The organism is Hansschlegelia beijingensis (assembly GCF_014196425.1).
Classification (GTDB): Bacteria; Pseudomonadota; Alphaproteobacteria; order Rhizobiales; family Methylopilaceae; genus Methylopila; species Methylopila beijingensis.
The window spans coordinates 297299-317024 of the sequence record NZ_JACIDR010000004.1 but is presented as its reverse complement, the minus strand read 5'-3'; the positions used below and the strand labels follow the sequence as shown (position 1 = coordinate 317024).

Below are 19726 nucleotides of genomic sequence, written 5' to 3'. Positions count from 1 at the left end.
GGAAGTCCGTCGGGAGTTACGCGGCCGCGGCCGCCTTCTCGGTCGCGACCTCGGAGATCGTCTTCAGCACCTGGCTGGCGATCTGGTAGGGGTCGCCCTGCGAGTTCGGGCGCCGATCCTCAAGATAGCCCTTGTAGCCGTTGTTGACGAAGGAGTGCGGCACGCGGATCGAGGCGCCGCGGTCGGCCACGCCGTAGCTGAACTTGTTCCACGGCGCGGTCTCGTGCTTGCCGGTCAGGCGCATGTGGTTGTCCGGGCCGTAGACCGCGATGTGCTCGTCGAGGTTCTTGTCGAACTGCGCCATCAGCGCCTCGAAGTACTCCTTGCCGCCCACCGTGCGCATGTACTCGGTCGAGAAGTTGCAGTGCATGCCCGAGCCGTTCCAGTCGGTGTCGCCGAGCGGCTTGCAGTGGAACTCGATGTCCACGCCGTACTTCTCGGTCAGGCGGAGCAGCAGGTAGCGCGCGATCCACATCTCGTCGGCGGCCTTGCGCGAGCCCTTTCCGAAGATCTGGAACTCCCACTGGCCCTTCGCGACTTCCGCGTTGATGCCCTCGTGGTTGATGCCGGCGGCGAGGCAGAGGTCCAGATGCTCCTCGACGATCTGGCGCGCGATCGCGCCGACGTTCTTGAAGCCGACGCCGGTGTAGTAGGGACCCTGCGGGGCCGGATAGCCCTGCTCGGGGAAGCCGAGCGGACGGCCGTCCTTGTAGAAGAAGTACTCCTGCTCGAAACCGAACCAGGCGCCTTCGTCGTCAAGGATGGTGGCGCGCTTGTTCGAGGCGTGCGGCGTGACGCCGTCCGGCATCATGACTTCGCACATGACAAGGGCGCCGTTGGTGCGGGCCGGGTCGGGATAGAGCGCGACCGGCTTCAGGACGCAGTCGGAGCTGTGGCCCTCGGCCTGCTGCGTGGACGACCCGTCGAAGCCCCACAGCGGCAGCTGATCGAGCGTCGGGAAACCGTCGAATTCCTTGATCTGCGTCTTACCGCGGAGGTTCGGCACCGGCGTGTACCCGTCGAGCCAAATATACTCAAGCTTATACTTCGTCATCGCGGGTCTCTCATACTTCAGTTGCGCGATCTGCGGGAAACCGCTCCGTCAGGTGAGCCGCTGCGCGGGAGGTGCGCGGCGGCTCAGGCGGCCATCTGAAGCATTTTGCGTGCCACTCCGCCGAAAACCGCGGCGCCGCGTCGGCGGCGCGCTGGCAGGTGGAACCAAAGGCGCGTTTTGTCCCTTCCCTTGTGACCCCGGACGGCGCCCGCCGCTGCGGCAATCGGCCGACTGCACGTAGTTTCGGCAATTGCTGCTTTTTGATTAGGCAGACCGCTTAAATTCAGGACAGGCGGTGCTACATTCCGGGGAACAGCAAGACGAAAGAAACGCCCATGACCAACACCATCCAGGGCTCCGCCAAGATCTATCAGTTCCCGGTTCGCCATCTCGGTCTCGGCCGCCAGCGGCCCGGACAGGCCGCCTCCCAGGCCCCTGCTCCGCAGGTCAAGGTGCTGGCTTCGAGCGGCTGGTACCATGACGCCGCGATCGAGGACGCCCGCCGCAGCGGCAAGCACTGAGCGCCTCGCGAGCGACTGTTCAGGCCCCGCCGCCGGGCATAGCCTGACGGCGTGACGGAGGGTCGAGCATGTCGCAGAGCGGCGGCTGCCTGTGCGGCGGCGTCCGGTACCTCATTAGGGGCCCGCTCGGCGCGCCCGTCGCCTGCCATTGCGTGCAGTGCGCCCGCACCAGCGGCGCCTTCGCGGCGATGGCCGCCTGCCGCACCAACGAGCTGACCATCCAGGATTCCGGCACGCTCGCCTGGTTCCAGTCCTCCGAGACGGCGCGCCGGGGCTTCTGCGCGCGTTGCGGCGGCAATCTGTTCTGGGCGAGCGAGGTGGAGGATCAGACCTACGTCACCGCCGGAACGCTCGACCGGCCGACCGGGCTGCGGCTCGCGCAGCACATCTTCGTCGCGTCCAAGTCCGACTATTACGAACTGACGGACAGCCTGCCGCAGAAGCCGGAGTGGTGAAGCCGCGCGGCCGCTGGCGCCTCACGCCCTCAGGCAGGCGTTGATCTTCTCGATGACTTCCGTGAGCGGCTCGAGCACCGTGAACATCAGCCCGTCGCCGCCGGTGCCGCCGCCGGCGGTGTGCACCATCGTCTGACGGCCATGCTCGCGCACCGCCACGACGTTCGCGGGGTGCAGGAAGACGAGCGATCGCGTGTCGGCGTCGGTCAGCGAAATCATCTTCATCGGCGGAGCCCCGGCTCTTTCGGGGCGCCACCGTTCCACCCCGCCGCCCCGCTGTCGAGGCGGACGAACGGCTATCCGCTCGGCCCGCCTCTCAGCCGCAACGCCACTTTCTCCCTCCTCGCGGCGAAGACGTGGGGAGGGTGGCCTCGGCCGCAAGGCCGAGGTCGGGTGGGGCCTTGGGCGTAGGGGCGCAGCCGCCCGTCGTTCTCCGGCCTGCAACGGACCCGCAGAGCCGCCTCGCCGTCATGCCCGCTTGCGGGCATCCACGCCTTCCTTCGCCGTCACACTTGAGCAAGTCGTGGATACCCGCGCGAAGGCGCAGGCATGACGCGGAGGTTCGGGCGGTTCCTTCTGAGAACACCCCACCCGGCCGGGCTTCGCCCGTCCACCCTCCCCTCTGCGAGGGAGGGAAAGAGTGCCCTTCGCTCGAGCGCGACGCATCTCACCCTCCTCGCGGCGAAGCCGCGGGGAGGGTGGCCTCGGCCACAAGGCCGAGGTCGGGTGGGGCCTCGGGCACGGGGCGCAGCCGCGGGGGAGTCTCCGGCCCGCGACGGACCCCGCAGGCCCCGCTCCGCGTCAGGCCCGCTTGCGAGCATCCACGCCTTCCTTCCCCGTCACGCCCCCGACGCCCCGCCGGGCGCCTCCGCGCGCATGGGTAAATGACGGCGTTTTATTTCGCGGCCGCCGTCGGCCTCGCGGTTCACTGAACGTCCTTGCCCCGAACGCAGCCCGCCGGAGGATTCAGATGCGCCCGAAGATCTCGCCCTGCCTGTGGTTCGTCGATCAGGCCGAGGAGGCCGCCCGCTTCTATACCGGCCTGCTTCCGGACAGCCGGATCGATCGGGTGCAGAAAAGCCCGGTCGACACCCCCGGCGGCCCGGCCGGCTCCGTGCTGCTGGTCGAGTTCACGCTGGCGGGCCGGCCCTACATGGCGCTGAACGGCGGCTCCCCCGCTCAGGCGGACCCGCTCGCGGTGTCCTTCGCGGCGGCCCTCGAGACCCAGGAGGAGATCGACCGCCTGTGGGACGCGCGCTGATCGCGGATGGCGGGGCGCCGCGGCAATGCGGCTGGCTGGTCGATCGCTACGGCTTCCCCTGGCAGGTGTTTCCCTCGTTCGTGCTCGGTCTTCTCGGCGATCCCATGAGAGGGCCGCGCATGATGACGGCCCTGATGGGGATGGAGAAGCTCGATCTCGCGGCCCTGAAGGCCTAAGCGGAAGGCTGAGGGGCGCGTCGGCGGGCCCTGATCTCCTTGCCGTTGCGGCCGCCCCCTGCTATCCGCCGCGCCATGACCGCAGCGCCGCAGAAAAACATCCGCAACTTCTCGATCGTCGCCCACATCGACCACGGGAAGTCCACCCTCGCCGACCGCCTGATCCAGCAGACGGGCGGGCTGCAGGCGCGTGAGATGACCGAACAGGTCCTCGACTCGATGGACATCGAGAAGGAGCGCGGCATCACCATCAAGGCGCAGACCGTGCGCCTCAGCTACAAGGCGCAGGACGGCGAGACCTACATCCTCAACCTGATGGACACGCCGGGGCACGTCGACTTCGCCTACGAGGTGTCGCGCTCGCTCGCCGCCTGCGAGGGCTCGCTGCTGGTGGTCGACGCCAGCCAGGGCGTCGAGGCGCAGACGCTCGCCAACGTCTACCAGGCCCTCGACAATGGTCACGAGATCGTGCCCGTCCTGAACAAGATCGACCTGCCGGCCGCCGAGCCCGACCGCGTCAAGGAGCAGATCGAGGAGGTGATCGGCCTCGACGCCTCCGACGCGGTGCCGATCTCGGCCAAGACCGGGATCGGGATCGACCTCGTGCTCGAGGCGATCGTGAACCGGCTGCCGCCGCCCAAGGGCGACCGCGCGGCGCCGCTCAAGGCGATGCTCGTCGACAGCTGGTACGACACCTATCTCGGCGTCGTGGTGCTGGTGCGGGTGGTCGACGGCGTCCTCAAGAAGGGCATGAAGATTCGCCTGATGGGCACCGGCGCGTCCTACGACGTCGACAAGGTCGGCGTGTTCACGCCGAAGATGACCGACGTCGCGGAGCTCGGCCCGGGCGAGATCGGCTTCCTGACGGGCTCGATCAAGGAGGTCGCCGACACCCGCGTCGGCGACACCATCACCGAGGAGAAGCGGCAGACCGCCGAGATGCTTCCGGGCTTCAAGCCTGCGCAGCCGGTGGTGTTCTGCGGGCTGTTCCCGGTCGACGCAGCCGACTTCGAGGACCTGCGCGCCGCGATGGGCAAGCTGCGCCTCAACGACGCGAGCTTCACCTACGAGATGGAGACCTCCGCGGCCCTCGGCTTCGGCTTCCGCTGCGGCTTCCTCGGCCTGCTGCACCTCGAGATCATCCAGGAGCGGCTGGAGCGCGAGTTCAACCTCGACCTGATCGCGACCGCGCCCTCGGTCATCTACAAGATCAAGATGACGGACGGCTCCGAGATCGAGCTGCACAACCCGGCCGACATGCCGGACGTGGTCAAGATCGACGAGATCTCCGAGCCCTGGATCCGCGCCACGATCCTCACGCCCGACGAGTATCTCGGCGCGGTGCTGAAGCTCTGCCAAGACCGGCGCGGCGTGCAGATCGACCTCAACTATGTCGGCAAGCGCGCCATGGTGGTCTACGACCTGCCGCTGAACGAGGTGGTGTTCGACTTCTACGACCGGCTGAAGTCCATCTCGAAGGGCTACGCGTCGTTCGACTACGCCATCACGGACTACCGCGTCGGCGACCTGGTGAAGATGTCGATCCTGGTGAACGCCGAGCCGGTCGACGCGCTGTCGATGCTGGTCCACCGCACCCGCGCGGAGGCCCGCGGCCGCGCGATGTGCGAGAAGCTCAAGGAGCTGATCCCGCCGCATCTGTTCGTGATCCCGGTGCAGGCGGCGCTCGGCGGCAAGATCATCGCCCGCGAGACCATCCGGGCGCTGCGCAAGGACGTCACCGCCAAGTGCTATGGCGGCGACGCCACCCGCAAGCGCAAGCTGCTGGAGAAGCAGAAGGCCGGCAAGAAGAAGCTGCGCCAGTTCGGCCGCGTCGAGATTCCTCAGGAGGCCTTCATCGCCGCCCTGAAGATGGACGAGTGAGCGGCATCAGGTTCGGCTTTCGTTCTTGACACGACAACCTCCGCGTGTGAATTTTCATGAGCACACGCGAGGGGGGGGGCTGAAGATGGCCAAGTTCAAGATCAAGAAGTCGGGCGACAACCAGTACTACTGGGTGTTCGTGGCCGATAACGGGCAGACGATCTGCGTCACCGAAACCTACACGAGCAAGCAATCCGCCAAGAACGCGATCGATGTCGTGAAGGCGAAGGCGGCGGACGCCGGCACCGACGACGAGACCTGAGACCGCGCAGCCGGGGCTATCAGGCGAACTCGACCTCGACGTGCCGGTCCTTCATCTCGACGATCCGGCAGGGGCGGATGATCTGGTCGGCCTCGATCGCGAGGTCGAAGCGCTCCGGCAGTCCGACTACGGTCGAGACGTCGAGCCCGGCGCCGGTGGGCGACAGCGCCCGGACCGTGCAATCGATGGTCGAGGCGCCCTTGTTGAACAGGATGCGGCCGCCCTTGAACACGCGCCGGCGTCCGGGCTTCTCGCGCGTCGCGGAGCGGCCCATGACGCAGCGGTCGCGTCCCTCGGCCTTCGCCCGGTAGACCGCCGCGTCGGCCTCGCGCAGCAGCGGGTCGATGTCGGTCGCGCCGGCCTCGGCCGAGACGACGCCGAGGCTCGCGGTGACCCTCAGCTCGCCCTCCGGCGTGGCGTGCGTCTCGGCCGAGATGGCGAGCCGCAGCCGCTCGGCGACGTCGAGCGCGGCGCGCGGCCCGGTCTGCGGCAGCAGCACCGCGAACTCCTCGCCGCCCAGCCTGCCGATCACGTCGGACTTGCGCAACTGCCCGAGGCAGGCCCTGACGCTGCGCGCCAGCACCGCGTCGCCGACCGCATGCCCATAGGTGTCGTTGACCGATTTGAAGCGGTCGAGGTCGAGGTTGATCAGGCTGATCTCGTTGCGGTGGCGGGCCGCGAGATGCAGCGCGCGCGTCGCCTCCTCACGGAACGCCCGGCGCGACAGCGCGCCCGTCAGCGCGTCGGTGTTGGCGAGAAGGCGGAGCTCCAGCCCCTCCATGACGATCTGCGCGAGGTCGCCCAGGATGGCGACCTGCTCCTCGTCGAAGCTGCGCGGCTCCCGGTCCATCACGCACAGCGTGCCGATGGCGTGGCCTTCCGGCGTGCGAAGCGGCGCGCCGGCGTAGAAGCGCACATGCGGCTCGTCGACCACATAGGGATTCTGCGCGAAACGCGGATCGGCGCTCGCGTCGCAGATCACCAGCGGCGCGCCCTCGCGGATGGTCACGCAGCAGAACGCGTCGCCCTTCGGCGTCTCCTGCAGGTGCAGGCCGCGGCGCGACTTGAACCATTGCCGGTGCCCGTCGATCAGCGAGACCAGGGCCATGGGCACGTCGAAAATCCTGGCGGCGAGCCGGGTGACGCGGTCGAACGCCTCCTCGCTCGGCGTGTCGAGCACGTCGTAATGCGCGAGCGCCGCCAGGCGCTCCTCCTCGCTCGCCTCGGCCGATTCGACGTGAATGGCGGCCACGGAAGCTTGGTCAGAACCCACTGCGAACACTCCTGCTATGGCCGATGCGGCCCCGCCCCCTCCCGGCGGCTTCCGGCACGATGGGCGCAGCCGGCTTACATTTGGTTGCCAGGATCGATCGAAAATCCCGGCGACCCGCCAAGGTGCTGGCGCAGCCGGCCGGCGAGCGCCGCAGGGTCCTTGAGCTCGCACTCCCAGAGCACGAGCGGCTCCCAGCCGAGCGCGCGGAGCTCGACCAGGACCCGGGCGTCGCGCGCGACGTTACGGCCGATCTTGGCGCTCCAGTACTCCGCGTTGGCCTTGGGGGCGCGCGCTCCGCGGGCGCAGTCGTGGCCGTGCCAGAAACAGCCATGGACGAAGACGACCTTGCGACGCGAGGGAAACACCAGATCCGGGCTTCCAGGCAGATCCTTGCGGTGCAGCCGGAACCGGTAGCCCAGAGCGTGAGCGGCGCGCCGCACGAGCATCTCGGGCCGCGTGTCGCGGCCCTTCACGGCTCGCATCACCGCCGAGCGCTCCGCCGAGGGCGGCGCGATCATCCCGCCGCCTGCGCCGCGGTCGCGCAGCCGAGCAGCGGCTCCAGCAGTTCGGCGGCCAGAAAACGCACGACCGGCGCCGCCACGCCGTCTCCGGCGAGCCGGTAGGCGTCGTTGTAGCTCGTCGGCAGGCGGTAGCTCTCGTCGAGACCCATCAGGCGCGCCGCCTCGCGCGGCGAGATCAGCCGGCTGCGGATGCGGTCGCCCTCGACGAGAAGCAGCGTCTGCCGGCTGGAGCCGCCGGCGGGCGTCCTGAGGCAGCCGGCGCGCCCGTCGAAACGTGCCTCCGCGCGCTGCGCCTTGACGCCGTTACGGTCCGTCCGGATCCGCTTGTAGACCGCCCCGACCCGCCGCTCGCCGGAGGCCGCGATCGCTCTGATCCGCTCGCGGTGCAGCGGGGCCATCAGGGCGAGCAGCGCCTCGGTCTCCTCTGGCGCATGCCAGCGCACGCCCACAGGTTCGTCCTCGATGAGGTCGGCGAGGCAGGGAACATTGGCCCGAGGCGCAGAGAGGCGCCACCAGATCCAGCTTCTCGTGGACTGCTCGTCGAGCGCGGAGTGAGCCGCGAGGAGGGCCTTGGGGTGCCAGAGCGCCGATGGGGCGGAGGCGGCCGTCTGCGGCGGCGGCGCGAGGTCGTCGGCGACCGCGAGGATGAACAGGCGCGGCCGCGACTGCGGCAGAAACAGCGCGGCGTCGATCACCATGGCGCCGAAGCGGTAGCCTGCGGACGCGAGCGCCGCGCCGATGGCCGCGAAATCCCTGCCGCCGCGCGACGTGAGCGTTCCGACGACGTTTTCGAGGATCAGCGTGCGCGGCGCCCGGCCTTCCGCCTTGAGCGCGAGGATCGCATTCCAGAACCCCCAGAAGGCGCTCGAGCGGCCGCCCGAAAGACCTGCTCCGGCCCCCGCAAGAGAGAGATCTTGGCAAGGGAAGGAGCCCCAAGCGAGGTCGACGCGTCCAGGCAGCATTGCGGGCGTGACGTCGTGGACGTCGCCGACCCACAGGTCGTCGTCGCCCCAGTTCGCCCGGTAGGACGCGGCCTTCTTGGGGCTGAGGTCATTTGCGAACAGGCAGCGCCAGCCGGGGCCGAGCCCGGCCCGCGCCATGCCGCCGCCTGCGAAGAACTCGTAGAAGGTTGGGATCGCCGCCTCGCGCTCAGCAGGTCCGACGGCTCGTCAGGCGACCGCCGTCGTAGTGTCGTTCACCGGAGCCTCCGGGACGTTCTTCTTGATCGACTCGATCGCCTTCACCGCCGAGGCCTTGGCCACATAGCCTTCGGAGACGAACATCGTCTCGCCATTGGAGGCCTTGAAGCGAAAGCGGTACTCGCCCTTGCTGTCCTTGTAGATCTCGAACTTGTACATCGACGTCCTCCCAAGTGGCGCGCCCGCTCAGGGAAGGACGCTAGAGCAAGTCCCGGTCAGCCGCCAACGACCCTGCTCAAATTCAGTGGAAATCCCGCGATTTCGGCATGATTCGCACGTCGCGCGGGTGGATCCGCGGACGTGCGCCACGCTCCATCTGGGGGTGCAGGAACTCGTCGGCGTTGGAGAGCTGCGGCTTGAGCTCGCGCTCCGACAGACGGCCGAATTCGCGGGAGCGGTCCACCAGGCTTTCCGCCACGAGGTGGACGACTCCCTCCGGACTGCGCTGCACCCGGCCCTCGATCAGCACCAGCCGCGAGCCCATCACCTCCTTGCGGAAGCGCGCCATGATCGTGGGCCAGATCACGGCGTTGGCGATTCCCGTTTCGTCCGCGATGGTCATGAACACCACGCCCTTGGCGCTGCCGGGTTTCTGCCGCACCAGAACGACGCCGGCGGCCTTCAGCCGCCGACCGTCGCGCGCCGCGCGAACCTCGGCGCAGCTCACCGCGCCCTCGCCCGAGAACAGCGCGCGCAAAAACTGCATCGGATGGCCTTTGAGCGACAGCCGCGTGGTCTGGTAGTCGGCCACGACATGCTCCGTCAGCGGCATGGCGGGCAGCGGCGCCGTCGCCTCGCTCGCGTGGTCGGCGGCGTCCGCGGCCTCGAACAGCGGCAGGGCGACGTCGTCCGGCAGGCGGCGCACCTCCCACAGCGCGACGCGGCGGTCGAGCTTCATCGAACGGAAGGCGTCGGCGTCGGCGAGTTTCACGAGCGCCGCCTTGGGCAACCGGGTCCGGCGGCGCAGCTCCTCGATCGAGGTGAAGAAGCCCGAACGGGCCGCGACGAGCGCCTTTGCCCATTCCTGCCGAAAACCCTCGATCTGCCGGAAACCGAGCCGGATGCGCAGCGCGCCGTCGGGACGCCTTTCGAGCGTGTTGTCCCAGAAGCTGACCGCGATATCCGCGCCGCGCACCTCGACGCCGTGCTCCCGGGCGTCGCGGACGATCTCGGCCGGAGCGTAGAACCCCATGGGCTGCGCGTTCAGCAGCGCGCAGGCGAACGCCGCCGGATGACGGCATTTGAGCCAGGACGAGACATAGACGAGCTTGGCGAAGCTCGCCGCATGGCTCTCCGGGAAGCCGTATGAGCCAAACCCCTCGATCTGCTTGAAGCAGCGGTTGGCGAATTCGGGATCGTAGCCGCGCGCGATCATGCGGCCGACCATCTTGTCGCGAAACACGTCGACGCCGCCGCGGTTGCGGAAAGTCGCCATCGAGCGGCGCAGCGCATTGGCCTCCTCGCCGGAGAACTTCGCAGCCACCATCGCGATCCGCATGGCCTGCTCCTGGAACAGCGGCACGCCGAGCGTCTTCTCCAGCACCTTCTTGAGCTCGTCCTTCTCGCCATGTTCGGGCGCCGGACCGGGATAGACGATGCTCGCGGGGTCCTTCGCCCGCTGCGCGAGATAGGGATGCACCATGTCGCCCTGGATCGGGCCGGGCCGGACGATCGCGACCTCGATGACGAGGTCGTAGAACTTCCTCGGCCGCAGCCGCGGCAGCATGTTCATCTGCGCCCGGCTCTCGACCTGGAACACGCCGAGCGAGTCCGCGCGCGACAGCATCGCGTAGACCTCGTCATCCTGCTTCGGAACCGAAGCGAGCGACAGATCCTCCCCGTCATGCGCGCGGATCAGGTCGAAGGCCTTTCGGATGCAGGTCAGCATGCCGAGCGCCAGCACGTCGACCTTCATGATCTTGAGCGCGTCGATGTCGTCCTTGTCCCACTCGATGAAGGAGCGGTCCGGCATCGCGGCGGGGCCGACGGGGACGATTTCGTCCAGCCGGTCCTGGGTCAGGACGAAGCCGCCGACATGCTGGGAAAGGTGACGGGGAAAGCCGACCAACTCGGAGGCGATCGCCACGGCGCGCTTGAGATACGGGTTCTGGGGATCGAGGCCCGCCTGGCGCACATGGACTTCGTCGAGGCCTGAGCCCCAGCTGCCCCAGACCGTGCCGGCGAGCGCGGCGGAGATGTCCTCGCTCAACCCGAAAACCTTGCCTACCTCGCGGATGGCGCTGCGCGGCTTGTAGTGGATCACCGTCGCGGCCAGCGCGGCGCGATGCCGGCCGTAGCGCTCATAGATGTACTGGATGACCTCCTCGCGCCGCTCGTGCTCGAAATCGACGTCGATGTCCGGCGGCTCGGAGCGTTCCTTGGAGAGGAAGCGCTCGAACAGCACGTCGGTCTCCGCCGGATCGACGGCCGTGACGCCGAGCACGTAGCAGACGGCCGAGTTCGCGGCCGAACCGCGCCCCTGGCACAGCACGCCTATCGACTGCGCGAAGGCGACGATGTCGTGCACGGTCAGGAAATAATGCGCGTAGTTCTCGCGCTTGATGAAAGCGAGCTCCTTGGCGAGGAGTTTCTCCACCTTGCGTGGCGCGCCCTGCGGATAGAAGCGCTTCACGCCCTCGCGGACCAGATCCCGCAAATGGCCGTGCGGGGTTTTTCCGGGAGGGATGGGCTCGCTCGGGTAGTTGTATTTCAGGTCATCGAGACTGAAGACGATCCTCTCGGCATAGCGCAGCGTCTCCGCCACCGCCTCCGGCGCGTCGCGGAACAGGCGCTCCATCTCCGCGGCCGGCTTGAGGTGGCGTTCGGCGTTGGCTTCGAGGATGCGGCCGGCCGTCTCCAGCGTCAGGCCTTCGCGGATGCAGGTGACGACGTCCTGCAGCGCCCGACGCTCCGGCGTGTGGTAGAGCGGCTCGTTGGTGGCGATCAGCGGGACCCTGCAGCGGTCGGCGAGCCGCTTGAGCCGGCTCAGCCGACGCCCGTCGTCGCCGCGCCGCGGCATGGTCGCGCCAAGCCAGAGCGTTTTGGGAAAAGCGCCCCGGAGGGCTTCGACGGCCGCTCTCGTCTCCGCGCCAGGATGCGGCGGCGGCATGACGATGGCGTTCAGCCCTTCTCCCCAATCAAGGAGGTCGGAGAGGCGCAGCAGGCACTCGCCCTTCTTCGCCCGCTGCTTGCCGATGGAGAGCAGCCGGCAGAGCCGTCCCCAGGCCGCCCGGTCATAAGGGTGGACCACGATGTCCGGCGAGCCGTCCTCGAAGACCAGACGCGCGCCCGGGAGCAGCTTCACCGGCCGCGGCAGCTCGGGATTGGTCAGCGTCGTGTAAGCCCGCACCACGCCGGCCACCGTGTTGCGGTCGGCGATGCCGATCGCCTCGACGCCGTAGAAGCTGGCGGCCGCCACATACTCCTCGGGCCGGGAGCCGGCGCGCAGAAAAGAAAAGGCGGTCATGGCCGCGAGCTCGGCGAAGCGGCCGGTCATGCGAACAGCCCATGCACGAACCAGCGCGGATGGCGGACCTCGCGGCCGAACAAGCCGTCGCGGAACAGCCAGAAGCGGGCGCCGACGGTGTCCTCCACGCGGAAATAGTCGCGGGTCAGCGGCGCTTCGTCGTCCCGCCACCATTCGAGCGCGATGCGCTCCGGCCCCTCGGCCCGCACCACATGGTGGGTCGCACGCCGCCAGACGAAGCGCAGCGGCGGCCCGTCCGGCACCTCCGCCAGCACCTCGACAGGCTCGGGCCGCGCGAACATCCGGAGCGGCCGGCGCGGCGGCTCGCCTGTCCGGACCTGCGGCCAGGCGGCGGCCTCGCGGACGTCCTGCGCCGGACGCGGCGCAGCCTCGGCTTCCGGCCGGTGCGCGTGGCCGGCCAGGAAGCGGAGCACGCGGCGTCGGCCGTGGCGGGCCGAGAGACGGTCGACCAGCTCGGCCAGTTCGTCATCCGCCCGCTCGCCGGGACCAAAACCCTGCGGACTCGGCGTCAGCGGTTCGACGGCGAGCGCGGAGAGCCGCATGAGGTCAAAGCCGAACCCCGGATCCAGCGGGTCCGCCAGCGCGTCGAGACGTTCACGGAACAGGCGCAGCAGAAGGTCCGGGTCGCGGGTCGGCGCGCCGACGCCGAGCGCGATGCGCACGACCTTGCCGTCGGCGCGAAAGAAGGCGGCCTCGGCTTCCCGCAACCCTTCGCCCGCAGTTTCCAGGCGCGCAGCGAGCGAGCCGGCGAGCGCGCGCAGAACCGCGAGCGCCGCGTCGGCGCTGGAGAGCGGTTCTGCGAAGCGCCGCTCGACCATCCGGACGGGGACCGGACGGCGCGGCGAAATCGGCGTCTCGGCTCGCCCGAGCGCCTCGTCGAGCATGGAGACGAGCCTTGCGCCGAAGCGCGCGGCGAGTTCGCTCCGGCTGCGGGCGGCGACGTCGCCGATCGTCTTCAGCCCGGCGCGGACGAGGCCGAGCCGCGCAGCCTCCTCCAACCTGAGCGCCGCGATCGGCAGTTCTGCGACGAGCGCGGCCTCGCTTCCGGGCGGCGGGACGGCGCCTTGCGAGAACCAGGCGAGCGCCCGCGCCGGCCCGGGGGCGCCCGCCACCGCGGCGCGGGCCATAAAGCCCTGGCGACGCAGGCCGGCGACGAGATCCTCGGCGAGCGCAGCCTCGCCGCCGAAGAAATGCGCGCAGCCCGAGATGTCGAGCGTCAGCCCGAAGGGCGGATCGAGCGCGACCAGCGGCGTGTAGCGGTCGCACCAGTCCGCGACCGAGCCGAGGAGAGCTGCGTCCTCCCTCGGATCGGCGATGTCGACGCGCAGGTCCGGGCAGATCGAGCGCGCATGGGTGAGCGCCGCTCCCGGAACGCAGCCGGCCGCCGCCGCGCGGGCGTCGACCGCGACGAGGCGCAGCAAGCCGCCCGCGCGCTCGACGATCGCCAGCGGCCGCTCATCCGGCTCGCCGCCGGAAAACGCCTCCTTCCGCCGCACCCTGTCGATCGAGAGGTTCGGCAAAGCGAGCGCCAGGATGCGCCGACCGGGCGCCGGCGGAGCGGCCGGCGTCGTCCCCAAAAGCGACGGCAGGCTCGATGAGGCGGAAGCGGCCGTCATCCGCCCACTCCAGAGGCCAACGGCCAAGCGGCCCGAGGCGGTTGCGGACAAGCTCCACTGTCGCGCGGGGCCATCCCCAATCCTCGGCGGCGGAAGAAGAGGCGAGCGGCGACACGCGCCAGCGCGTCTCGGCGATCGAGAGTCCGGGAGCGGTCGAGGCGGATGAATCGGTCCGCAGGAGCAGCGCCATGACCCCGGAACGCCCGGCGGCGAGCGCAAGCCGCCGACCCGCCACAAGGTCGAACCGCCTCAGCGCCCCGTAAGGCTCGATCAGCGCCGCCGCCAGCGCGCGGCAGCCGAGCGCCGTCTCGGCGGCCTTCAGGGCCGCGTCCATGTTCGGCGCCCGGAACAGCACGATGCGGGCCGGGTCGAGGCCGAGCTCCGCAAGACCGGGCGGCCAGGGCTCGCCGCTCTCGCATCCCGCCATGTCCTGTCGGATCCATAACACCGCCCTCCCCTCGCCGATCGATCGCGCCGCGAGCGCCGCCGCGAACCCGCTCGCCGCCGCCGCCGCGGCCGCTGAGGCCGCCGTCACCGCATGCAGCGCTCCGCGTCTCAGGCCGCCGCCAAGCGCGTCGTCGACCGGACCGACCCCCAGCGTGACCCGGCTTCCGCTTCTTGGCGGCCGCCCGGCTCCCGCATCGATCCGGGCGAGCGCGCTCCGTAGCGCGCCCAGCGTTTCCTCCGCCGCGCCCATGCCGTTCCCGCCGCCTGAAAGTTCCTGTTTTGTTCTTATGGAATCCTCCCGGGAGACGAGTCAACCGACTCCCTCGGACGCAAGGAGCGGCTGCGTTCTCCCGGATTGCTTCTTCGGCCGTTACAGCTTAGCGGATCGAAGCCTCCGGCGGAGAGATCGATGGAGTTCATTCGTCACGCGTTGGACGGCGTCGTCGAAATACGCCCGCGTCTCGTTCCGGATTCGCGCGGCAGCTTCTTTGAGAGTTTCCGGCGCTCAGCCTTCGAGGCGGAGGGACTGATCGCCGATTTCGTGCAGACCAACCGGTCGCGCTCCCACGCCGCCGGAACAGTGCGGGGCCTGCACTACCAGCTCGCGCCCTCCGCGCAGGGCAAGCTCGTCTCCGTGATCCGCGGGGCGGTGTTCGATGTGGCCGTCGATCTGAGGCGGAGCTCGCCCACCTTCGGGAAGCATGTCGCGGTGACGCTCACCGCCGCGTCGGGCGCGGAGCTGCACATCCCGCCGGGCTTCGCGCATGGCTTCTGCACGCTCGAGCCCGACACCGAGGTGCTTTACGCCGTCACCAGCTATTATGCGCCCGAACGCGAGCGCGCGATCTTCTGGGCCGATCCGGCGCTCGGCATCGACTGGCCGACGCCGCCCGACGGGGCCCGGCTCTCCGACAAGGATCTGCGCGCGCCGATGCTCGCCGACGCCGCCGACCTCTTCTGAGCCCCAGGGATCCCTCCCCGATGTCGCCCCGCCTCAAGGACGCACGAATCCTCGTCACGGGCGGCGCCGGCTTCATCGGCTCGGCCGTGGTGCGACGGCTGCTCGGGGCCACCGAGGCTTCGGTGATCAATGTCGACGCGCTGACCTATGCGGCGAACCTCGGATCGCTGCCCGGCGCTGCGGAGAACCCGCGCTACGCCTTCGAGAAGACCGACATCCGCGACGCCGCAGCGATGCGCCAGGTGTTCGAGCGCCACCGGCCGACCGCCGTGATGCATCTTGCGGCGGAGACACATGTCGACCGGTCGATCGACAGCCCGAAAGCCTTCGTCGAGACCAACATGGTCGGGACCTTCGTGCTGCTGGAGGAGGCGCTGCGTCACTTCCGCAGCCTGGATGCGGGCGAGCGCGCGGCATTCCGGCTGCTGCACGTCTCGACCGACGAGGTGTTCGGCTCGCTCGGACCGACCGGCCTCTTCGACGAGACCACCCCCTATCGGCCGAGCTCGCCCTATTCGGCGTCGAAGGCGGGCGCCGACCATCTGGTTCGGGCCTGGCGGGAAACCTTCGGGTTGCCGACGCTCGTCACCAACTGCTCCAACAATTTCGGCCCCTACCATTTCCCCGAGAAAATGATCCCGCTGATGATCCTGCGGGGACTCGAAGGGGCCGAACTGCCCGTCTACGGTTCGGGGCGGAACGTTCGCGACTGGCTCTATGTCGAGGACCACGCCGAAGCTCTCATCCTGGCGCTGGAGCGCGGCCTCCCCGGCGAGACCTACAATGTTGGGGCGCGCTGTGAGCGGACCAACATCGCCGTCGTGGAGGCGGTGTGCGACCTGCTCGACGCCTTGGCGCCGTCGCTTGGGCACAGCCGCCGCGACCTGATCCGCTTCGTCGAGGACCGACCGGGACACGATGCGCGCTATGCGATCGACCCGTCCAAAATCGAGCGGGAGCTTGGCTGGCGTCCCCGCGAGAGCTTCGAGAGCGGGCTTGAGAAGACGGTGCGGTGGTATCTCGCGAACCGCGCCTGGTGGGAGCCGCTGCTGAGGCGAACCGAGAATGGCGGCGACGCTCTCGCCCGCCGGGGCCTTCGGTGACCGCGATCCTGATCACGGGAGGCCGTGGCCAGCTGGGCTCGGCGCTTCGCCGCCATTCCTGGCCCGAGAGGGTCCGGCTGTTCGCCCCGGCTCGCGACGAGCTCGATCTTTTCGACCCTGCGGCCGTGGCGGCCTTCCTGCGCGAGCGCAGCGTCGCCGCCATCGTGAACGCCGCCGCCTTCACGGCCGTCGATCGGGCAGAAACCGAAATCGCGGCCTCATTCGCCGCCAACGCGCAGATTCCCGCCGTCCTCGCCGAGGCCGCGCGGCAGGCGGACGCCGCCCTGCTGCATGTCTCGACGGACTATGTGTTCGACGGACGCTCGGCCCAGCCGTATGACGTGGGCGATCCCGTCAACCCCCTCAACGTCTATGGCTCGAGCAAGGCCGCCGGAGAGCTCGCGGCGCTTCGCGCTCCGCGCGCGGCCGTGGTGCGCGCCTCATGGCTCGTCGGCCGCGACGGGACGAATTTCGTTCGGACCATGTTGCGGCTCGCGAGCGAACGCAGCGTCGTGCGCGTGGTCGCGGACCAGCGCGGCGCGCCGACGATCGCCGCAGACCTGGCCGACGCGCTCGCAACCGTCGCGCTCAGAATGGCGACCGATCGCTCCGCGCCCGCCGGCGTCTTTCACTTCGCGAACGCCGGCGCCACGACCTGGCGCGACTTCGCGGCCGCGATTTTCGCGGAAGGCGCCCGACGGGGTCTTTCGACGCCAAGGCTCGAGGCGGTCACCACGGCGGAGTACGGCGCGGCCGCCCTCAGGCCGGCGCATTCCCTGCTCTCGACGCGTCGGCTTGAACAGGACTACGGAATCAAGCCCCGCCCGTGGATCGAGGGGCTTACCGGGCTGATCGGCGACATCATCGGAGACGACGCGTGAAGGGCATCGTGCTCGCCGGCGGCGCCGGCACCCGCCTTCATCCCGCGACGCTCGCGGTGAACAAGCAGCTGCTGCCCGTCTACGACAAGCCGATGATCTACTATCCGCTGTCGGTGCTGCTGCTGGCCGGCATAAGGGAGATTCTGCTGATCTCCTCGCCCGAGTCGATGGAGAGCTACCGCAGGCTGCTCGGGACCGGGGAGGCCTACGGGATCGAGCTGAGCTACGCCGAGCAGCCCCGCCCGGAGGGCATCGCGCAGGCCTTCGTGATCGGCCGCGACTTCATCGGCGGCGACTGCGCGGCGCTTGTGCTGGGCGACAACATCTTCTTCAGCGCCAATCTGCGCGAGCAGCTTCGAGCGATCGTGGAACGGCGGCGCGGCGCCACGATCTTCGCCTATCACGTGGATCAGCCGGAACGGTACGGCGTGGTGGAGATCGGCTCGGCCGACGAGGTGGTCGACATCGTCGAGAAGCCGAAATCTCCTCGCTCCAACTGGGCCGTGACGGGCCTCTATTTCTACGACAACCAGGTGCTCGACATCGCGGCCGGCCTGCGCCCCTCGGCGCGCGGCGAACTCGAGATCACCGACGTCAACAAGGCCTATCTCGCCCGCGGCCAGCTCACCGTGGAGCGCCTCGGCCGAGGCGCGGCGTGGCTCGACACCGGCACGCATGACAGCCTGCTGGAAGCCGGCGAATTCGTCCGCACGCTGCAGCGCCGTCAGGGACTGGCGATCGCCTGCCTCGAGGAGATCGCGTTCCAGAACGGCTTCATCGACCTCGCCGCTCTCGAAGCGCGGGGCCGGATGTTCGAGAAGACAGCCTACGGCGCATATCTCCTTCGCCTCGCTCGGGGCGGCGGAGATAGCTGAACGCCTTCATGCGCTGGAGGCTGCCTACTGATGGAGAGGTCATAACCCCGAAGCGGCCGCAGGCGGGCCTGCGCGAATGCGCCGGAGGAGCTCGCAGACCCTCGTCTCTCCGTACGGGGCGTCTTGCAAAAATGCGCGACCTTCTCTAGAACCCGCCCGAACGCGGCGGCCCTTCCCGCCGCTTTTCGCCATTCTATGACGCGAGGCGCTGCAGCGCGGCCGGCGTCTTGAGGACTGACCGATGAAGATCCGTAACTCGCTCAAGTCGCTGCGCAACCGGCACCGCGACAACCGCATCGTCCGCCGCAAGGGCCGCGTCTACATCATCAACAAGACGCAGAAGCGCTACAAGGCGCGCCAGGGCTGATCGTGCGGCCGCTTTGACGCGGCCTGATCGCACGCTAAGCTCGACGGCATGATCCGATACGGACTTGCCGTCAGCCTCCTGCTTCTTCAGCTCGGAGCCGCTTACGCGGCCGAGCCTGAACTCGCGCCCCCAGTTCCCCCCAAGTCGCCAGCTCCGGCCGCGCCGGAGCCGCGCGATTCGGCCGTGAAGGGTGAGGCGCTTGACGAATTGCTCGTCCAGCTCGCGAAGGCTGACGAGCCAGGCGCGGCGAAGCGCATCGCCGCGGCCGTGCAGGCGCTGTGGCGCCGTACCGACAGCGACACGATAGATCTCCTGCTGACGCGCTCGACCCAGGCCCAGCGGCAGTCGAAGATCGACGTCGCCATCAAGCTCATGGACGAAGTGGTGAGCCTCAGACCCGACTTCGCGGAGGGCTGGAACCGCCGAGCGACCCTGCACTTCGTGGCCAAGGACTACGACGCCGCGATGCTCGACATTCGCGAGACGCTGGCGCGGGAGCCCCGGCATTTCGGCGCCTGGCTCGGCCTCGGCCGCATCCTCGAGGATGCCGATCTCGACGCGAAGGCGCTCGCCGCCTATCGCCGCGTCCTTGAGATCTATCCGCAGATCGAGGGTTTGAAGAAGCGGGTGGACGATCTCGCCCTGAAAGTCGAGGGCCAGCCGATCTGATCGCGAATCCCGAAGGGTTCAGGCGTGGCCGGCTTCGGGAGCAAGCTTGGCGAGATCGATGCCGATCTTGGCCAGCGCGCGTTCGTATTTCGTGTCCGCCTCGTCACCGAACACCAAAGCGCGATCGGCCGGGCAGTTGAGCCAGCCATTCGCCTGGATCTCGTTTTCAAGCTGACCCGGCGCCCAGCCGGCATAGCCCAGCGCCAGCAGCGCCCGCTCCGGGCCGTCGCCGCGCGCGATCGCCTTCAGGATGTCGAGGGTGGCGGTCAGGCAGATCCCGTCGTCGATGGGAAGGGTCGAATCCTCGATCATGAAATCGGCGGAGTGAAGGACGAAGCCGCGCCCCGATTCGACAGGGCCGCCGCGCAGGATCTGGATCGCCCCCGCCTTCTCCGGCAGCCTTATCTCCTCGCCCGCCGTGATGATGTCGAGTTGCACCAGAAGGTCCGGGAAACTGATATGCGGCGCCGGCTTGTTGACCACGATGCCCATAGCGCCCTCGGCCGAATGGGCGCAGACGTAAATGACCGTGCGGGCGAACCGGTCGTCCGCCAAGGTGGGCATCGCGACGAGCACCTGACCGTCGAGATAGCCGGAGGCGTCGGTGCGGTTGGCCTGATGTCTTCGGAGCATCTGGGGCATGGGCGAAGAGTATGTGGCCTCTGAAGCTTTTGGAAGGCGGACGAAGCCACGCCTCGCCGCCATGTCGAACCTTCT

22 protein-coding genes are annotated in these 19726 nt (G+C 69.0%); 12 read left to right on the top strand and 10 right to left on the bottom strand.

Annotation, left to right across the window (positions count from 1 at the left end):
• Positions 1-16: 16 nt before the first annotated feature.
• On the bottom strand, positions 17-1054 hold the full coding sequence (locus GGR24_RS14010) for a glutamine synthetase beta-grasp domain-containing protein (protein ID WP_183395981.1): 1038 nt from the start codon (positions 1052-1054) through the stop codon (positions 17-19).
• Positions 1055-1389: 335 nt separating this feature from the next.
• Between GGR24_RS14010 and GGR24_RS14005 the strand changes: the two genes are divergently transcribed.
• Together GGR24_RS14005 and GGR24_RS14000 are read left to right on the top strand one after the other, a co-directional pair.
• Positions 1390-1575 carry a DUF2735 domain-containing protein gene (locus GGR24_RS14005; RefSeq protein WP_183395980.1) on the top strand — a complete coding sequence of 62 codons (186 nt, stop codon included), beginning with the start codon at positions 1390-1392 and terminating at the stop codon, positions 1573-1575.
• Positions 1576-1643: 68 nt separating this feature from the next.
• Positions 1644-2030: a GFA family protein gene (locus tag GGR24_RS14000; protein ID WP_183395979.1), complete on the top strand. Its 387-nt coding sequence runs from the start codon at positions 1644-1646 to the stop codon at positions 2028-2030.
• 21 nt (positions 2031-2051) lie between these two features.
• Here GGR24_RS14000 and GGR24_RS13995 read toward each other — a convergent pair whose 3' ends face one another.
• The gene (locus GGR24_RS13995) at positions 2052-2255 is read right to left on the bottom strand and encodes a hypothetical protein (protein WP_183395978.1); all 204 of its coding nucleotides are present in this window, start codon (positions 2253-2255) and stop codon (positions 2052-2054) included.
• A 745-nt stretch (positions 2256-3000) separates the two neighbouring features.
• Here GGR24_RS13995 and GGR24_RS17875 point away from each other — a divergent pair.
• From GGR24_RS17875 to GGR24_RS13980, 4 genes are all read left to right on the top strand, one after another.
• A complete protein-coding gene (locus GGR24_RS17875; RefSeq protein WP_343066260.1) occupies positions 3001-3291 on the top strand; it encodes a VOC family protein in 291 nt (96 codons plus the stop codon).
• Entirely contained in the window at positions 3276-3467 is a 192-nt protein-coding gene (locus GGR24_RS17870; RefSeq protein WP_343066259.1) for a VOC family protein, read from the top strand. The genes GGR24_RS17875 and GGR24_RS17870 overlap by 16 nt, the downstream gene beginning before the upstream one ends.
• Positions 3468-3542: 75 nt before the next feature.
• The gene (gene lepA, locus GGR24_RS13985) at positions 3543-5348 is read left to right on the top strand and encodes a translation elongation factor 4 (RefSeq protein WP_183395977.1); all 1806 of its coding nucleotides are present in this window, start codon (positions 3543-3545) and stop codon (positions 5346-5348) included.
• 85 nt (positions 5349-5433) lie between these two features.
• Entirely contained in the window at positions 5434-5610 is a 177-nt protein-coding gene (locus GGR24_RS13980; RefSeq protein WP_183395976.1) for a YegP family protein, read from the top strand.
• A 19-nt stretch (positions 5611-5629) separates the two neighbouring features.
• Here GGR24_RS13980 and GGR24_RS13975 read toward each other — a convergent pair whose 3' ends face one another.
• The 7 genes from GGR24_RS13975 to GGR24_RS17695 all read right to left on the bottom strand — a co-directional run bounded on the left by GGR24_RS13975 (position 5630) and on the right by GGR24_RS17695 (position 14403).
• Positions 5630-6883: a sensor domain-containing diguanylate cyclase gene (locus tag GGR24_RS13975; RefSeq protein ID WP_343066258.1), complete on the bottom strand. Its 1254-nt coding sequence runs from the start codon at positions 6881-6883 to the stop codon at positions 5630-5632.
• 74 nt (positions 6884-6957) lie between these two features.
• A complete protein-coding gene (locus GGR24_RS13970) occupies positions 6958-7401 on the bottom strand; it encodes a very short patch repair endonuclease (RefSeq protein WP_183395975.1) in 444 nt (147 codons plus the stop codon).
• A complete protein-coding gene (locus tag GGR24_RS13965) occupies positions 7398-8540 on the bottom strand; it encodes a DNA (cytosine-5-)-methyltransferase (RefSeq protein WP_183396033.1) in 1143 nt (380 codons plus the stop codon). The genes GGR24_RS13970 and GGR24_RS13965 overlap by 4 nt, the downstream gene beginning before the upstream one ends.
• Before the next feature lie 33 nt (positions 8541-8573).
• A complete protein-coding gene (locus GGR24_RS13960; protein WP_183395974.1) occupies positions 8574-8762 on the bottom strand; it encodes a YegP family protein in 189 nt (62 codons plus the stop codon).
• An 82-nt stretch (positions 8763-8844) separates the two neighbouring features.
• Positions 8845-12099 carry an error-prone DNA polymerase gene (locus GGR24_RS13955; RefSeq protein ID WP_183395973.1) on the bottom strand — a complete coding sequence of 1085 codons (3255 nt, stop codon included), beginning with the start codon at positions 12097-12099 and terminating at the stop codon, positions 8845-8847.
• Positions 12096-13610 (bottom strand): Y-family DNA polymerase, encoded by a 1515-nt coding sequence (locus GGR24_RS13950; RefSeq protein ID WP_246398443.1) that lies wholly within the window; start codon positions 13608-13610, stop codon positions 12096-12098. The genes GGR24_RS13955 and GGR24_RS13950 overlap by 4 nt, the downstream gene beginning before the upstream one ends.
• Complete coding sequence (locus GGR24_RS17695) at positions 13546-14403, bottom strand: ImuA family protein (protein WP_246398441.1); 858 nt, start codon at positions 14401-14403, stop codon at positions 13546-13548. Before GGR24_RS17695 ends, GGR24_RS13950 begins: the two co-directional genes overlap by 65 nt.
• Before the next feature lie 159 nt (positions 14404-14562).
• Between GGR24_RS17695 and rfbC the strand changes: the two genes are divergently transcribed.
• The 6 genes from rfbC (at position 14563) to GGR24_RS13920 (ending at position 19009) form a co-directional block, all read left to right on the top strand.
• Entirely contained in the window at positions 14563-15114 is a 552-nt protein-coding gene (rfbC, locus tag GGR24_RS13945; RefSeq protein ID WP_183395971.1) for a dTDP-4-dehydrorhamnose 3,5-epimerase, read from the top strand.
• A gap of 20 nt (positions 15115-15134) precedes the next feature.
• The gene (gene rfbB / locus GGR24_RS13940; RefSeq protein ID WP_183395970.1) at positions 15135-16217 is read left to right on the top strand and encodes a dTDP-glucose 4,6-dehydratase; all 1083 of its coding nucleotides are present in this window, start codon (positions 15135-15137) and stop codon (positions 16215-16217) included.
• On the top strand, positions 16214-17098 hold the full coding sequence (gene rfbD, locus GGR24_RS13935; protein WP_183395969.1) for a dTDP-4-dehydrorhamnose reductase: 885 nt from the start codon (positions 16214-16216) through the stop codon (positions 17096-17098). Before rfbB ends, rfbD begins: the two co-directional genes overlap by 4 nt.
• The gene (gene rfbA, locus GGR24_RS13930; RefSeq protein ID WP_183395968.1) at positions 17095-17973 is read left to right on the top strand and encodes a glucose-1-phosphate thymidylyltransferase RfbA; all 879 of its coding nucleotides are present in this window, start codon (positions 17095-17097) and stop codon (positions 17971-17973) included. The genes rfbD and rfbA overlap by 4 nt, the downstream gene beginning before the upstream one ends.
• A 241-nt stretch (positions 17974-18214) precedes the next feature.
• The gene (gene ykgO, locus GGR24_RS13925) at positions 18215-18340 is read left to right on the top strand and encodes a type B 50S ribosomal protein L36 (protein ID WP_020186918.1); all 126 of its coding nucleotides are present in this window, start codon (positions 18215-18217) and stop codon (positions 18338-18340) included.
• A gap of 48 nt (positions 18341-18388) precedes the next feature.
• On the top strand, positions 18389-19009 hold the full coding sequence (locus tag GGR24_RS13920; protein WP_183395967.1) for a tetratricopeptide repeat protein: 621 nt from the start codon (positions 18389-18391) through the stop codon (positions 19007-19009).
• Positions 19010-19027: 18 nt separating this feature from the next.
• Here GGR24_RS13920 and GGR24_RS13915 read toward each other — a convergent pair whose 3' ends face one another.
• Positions 19028-19651, bottom strand: a complete 624-nt coding sequence (locus tag GGR24_RS13915) for a YqgE/AlgH family protein (RefSeq protein ID WP_183395966.1) — start codon at positions 19649-19651, stop codon at positions 19028-19030.
• Positions 19652-19726: the final 75 nt, after the last annotated feature.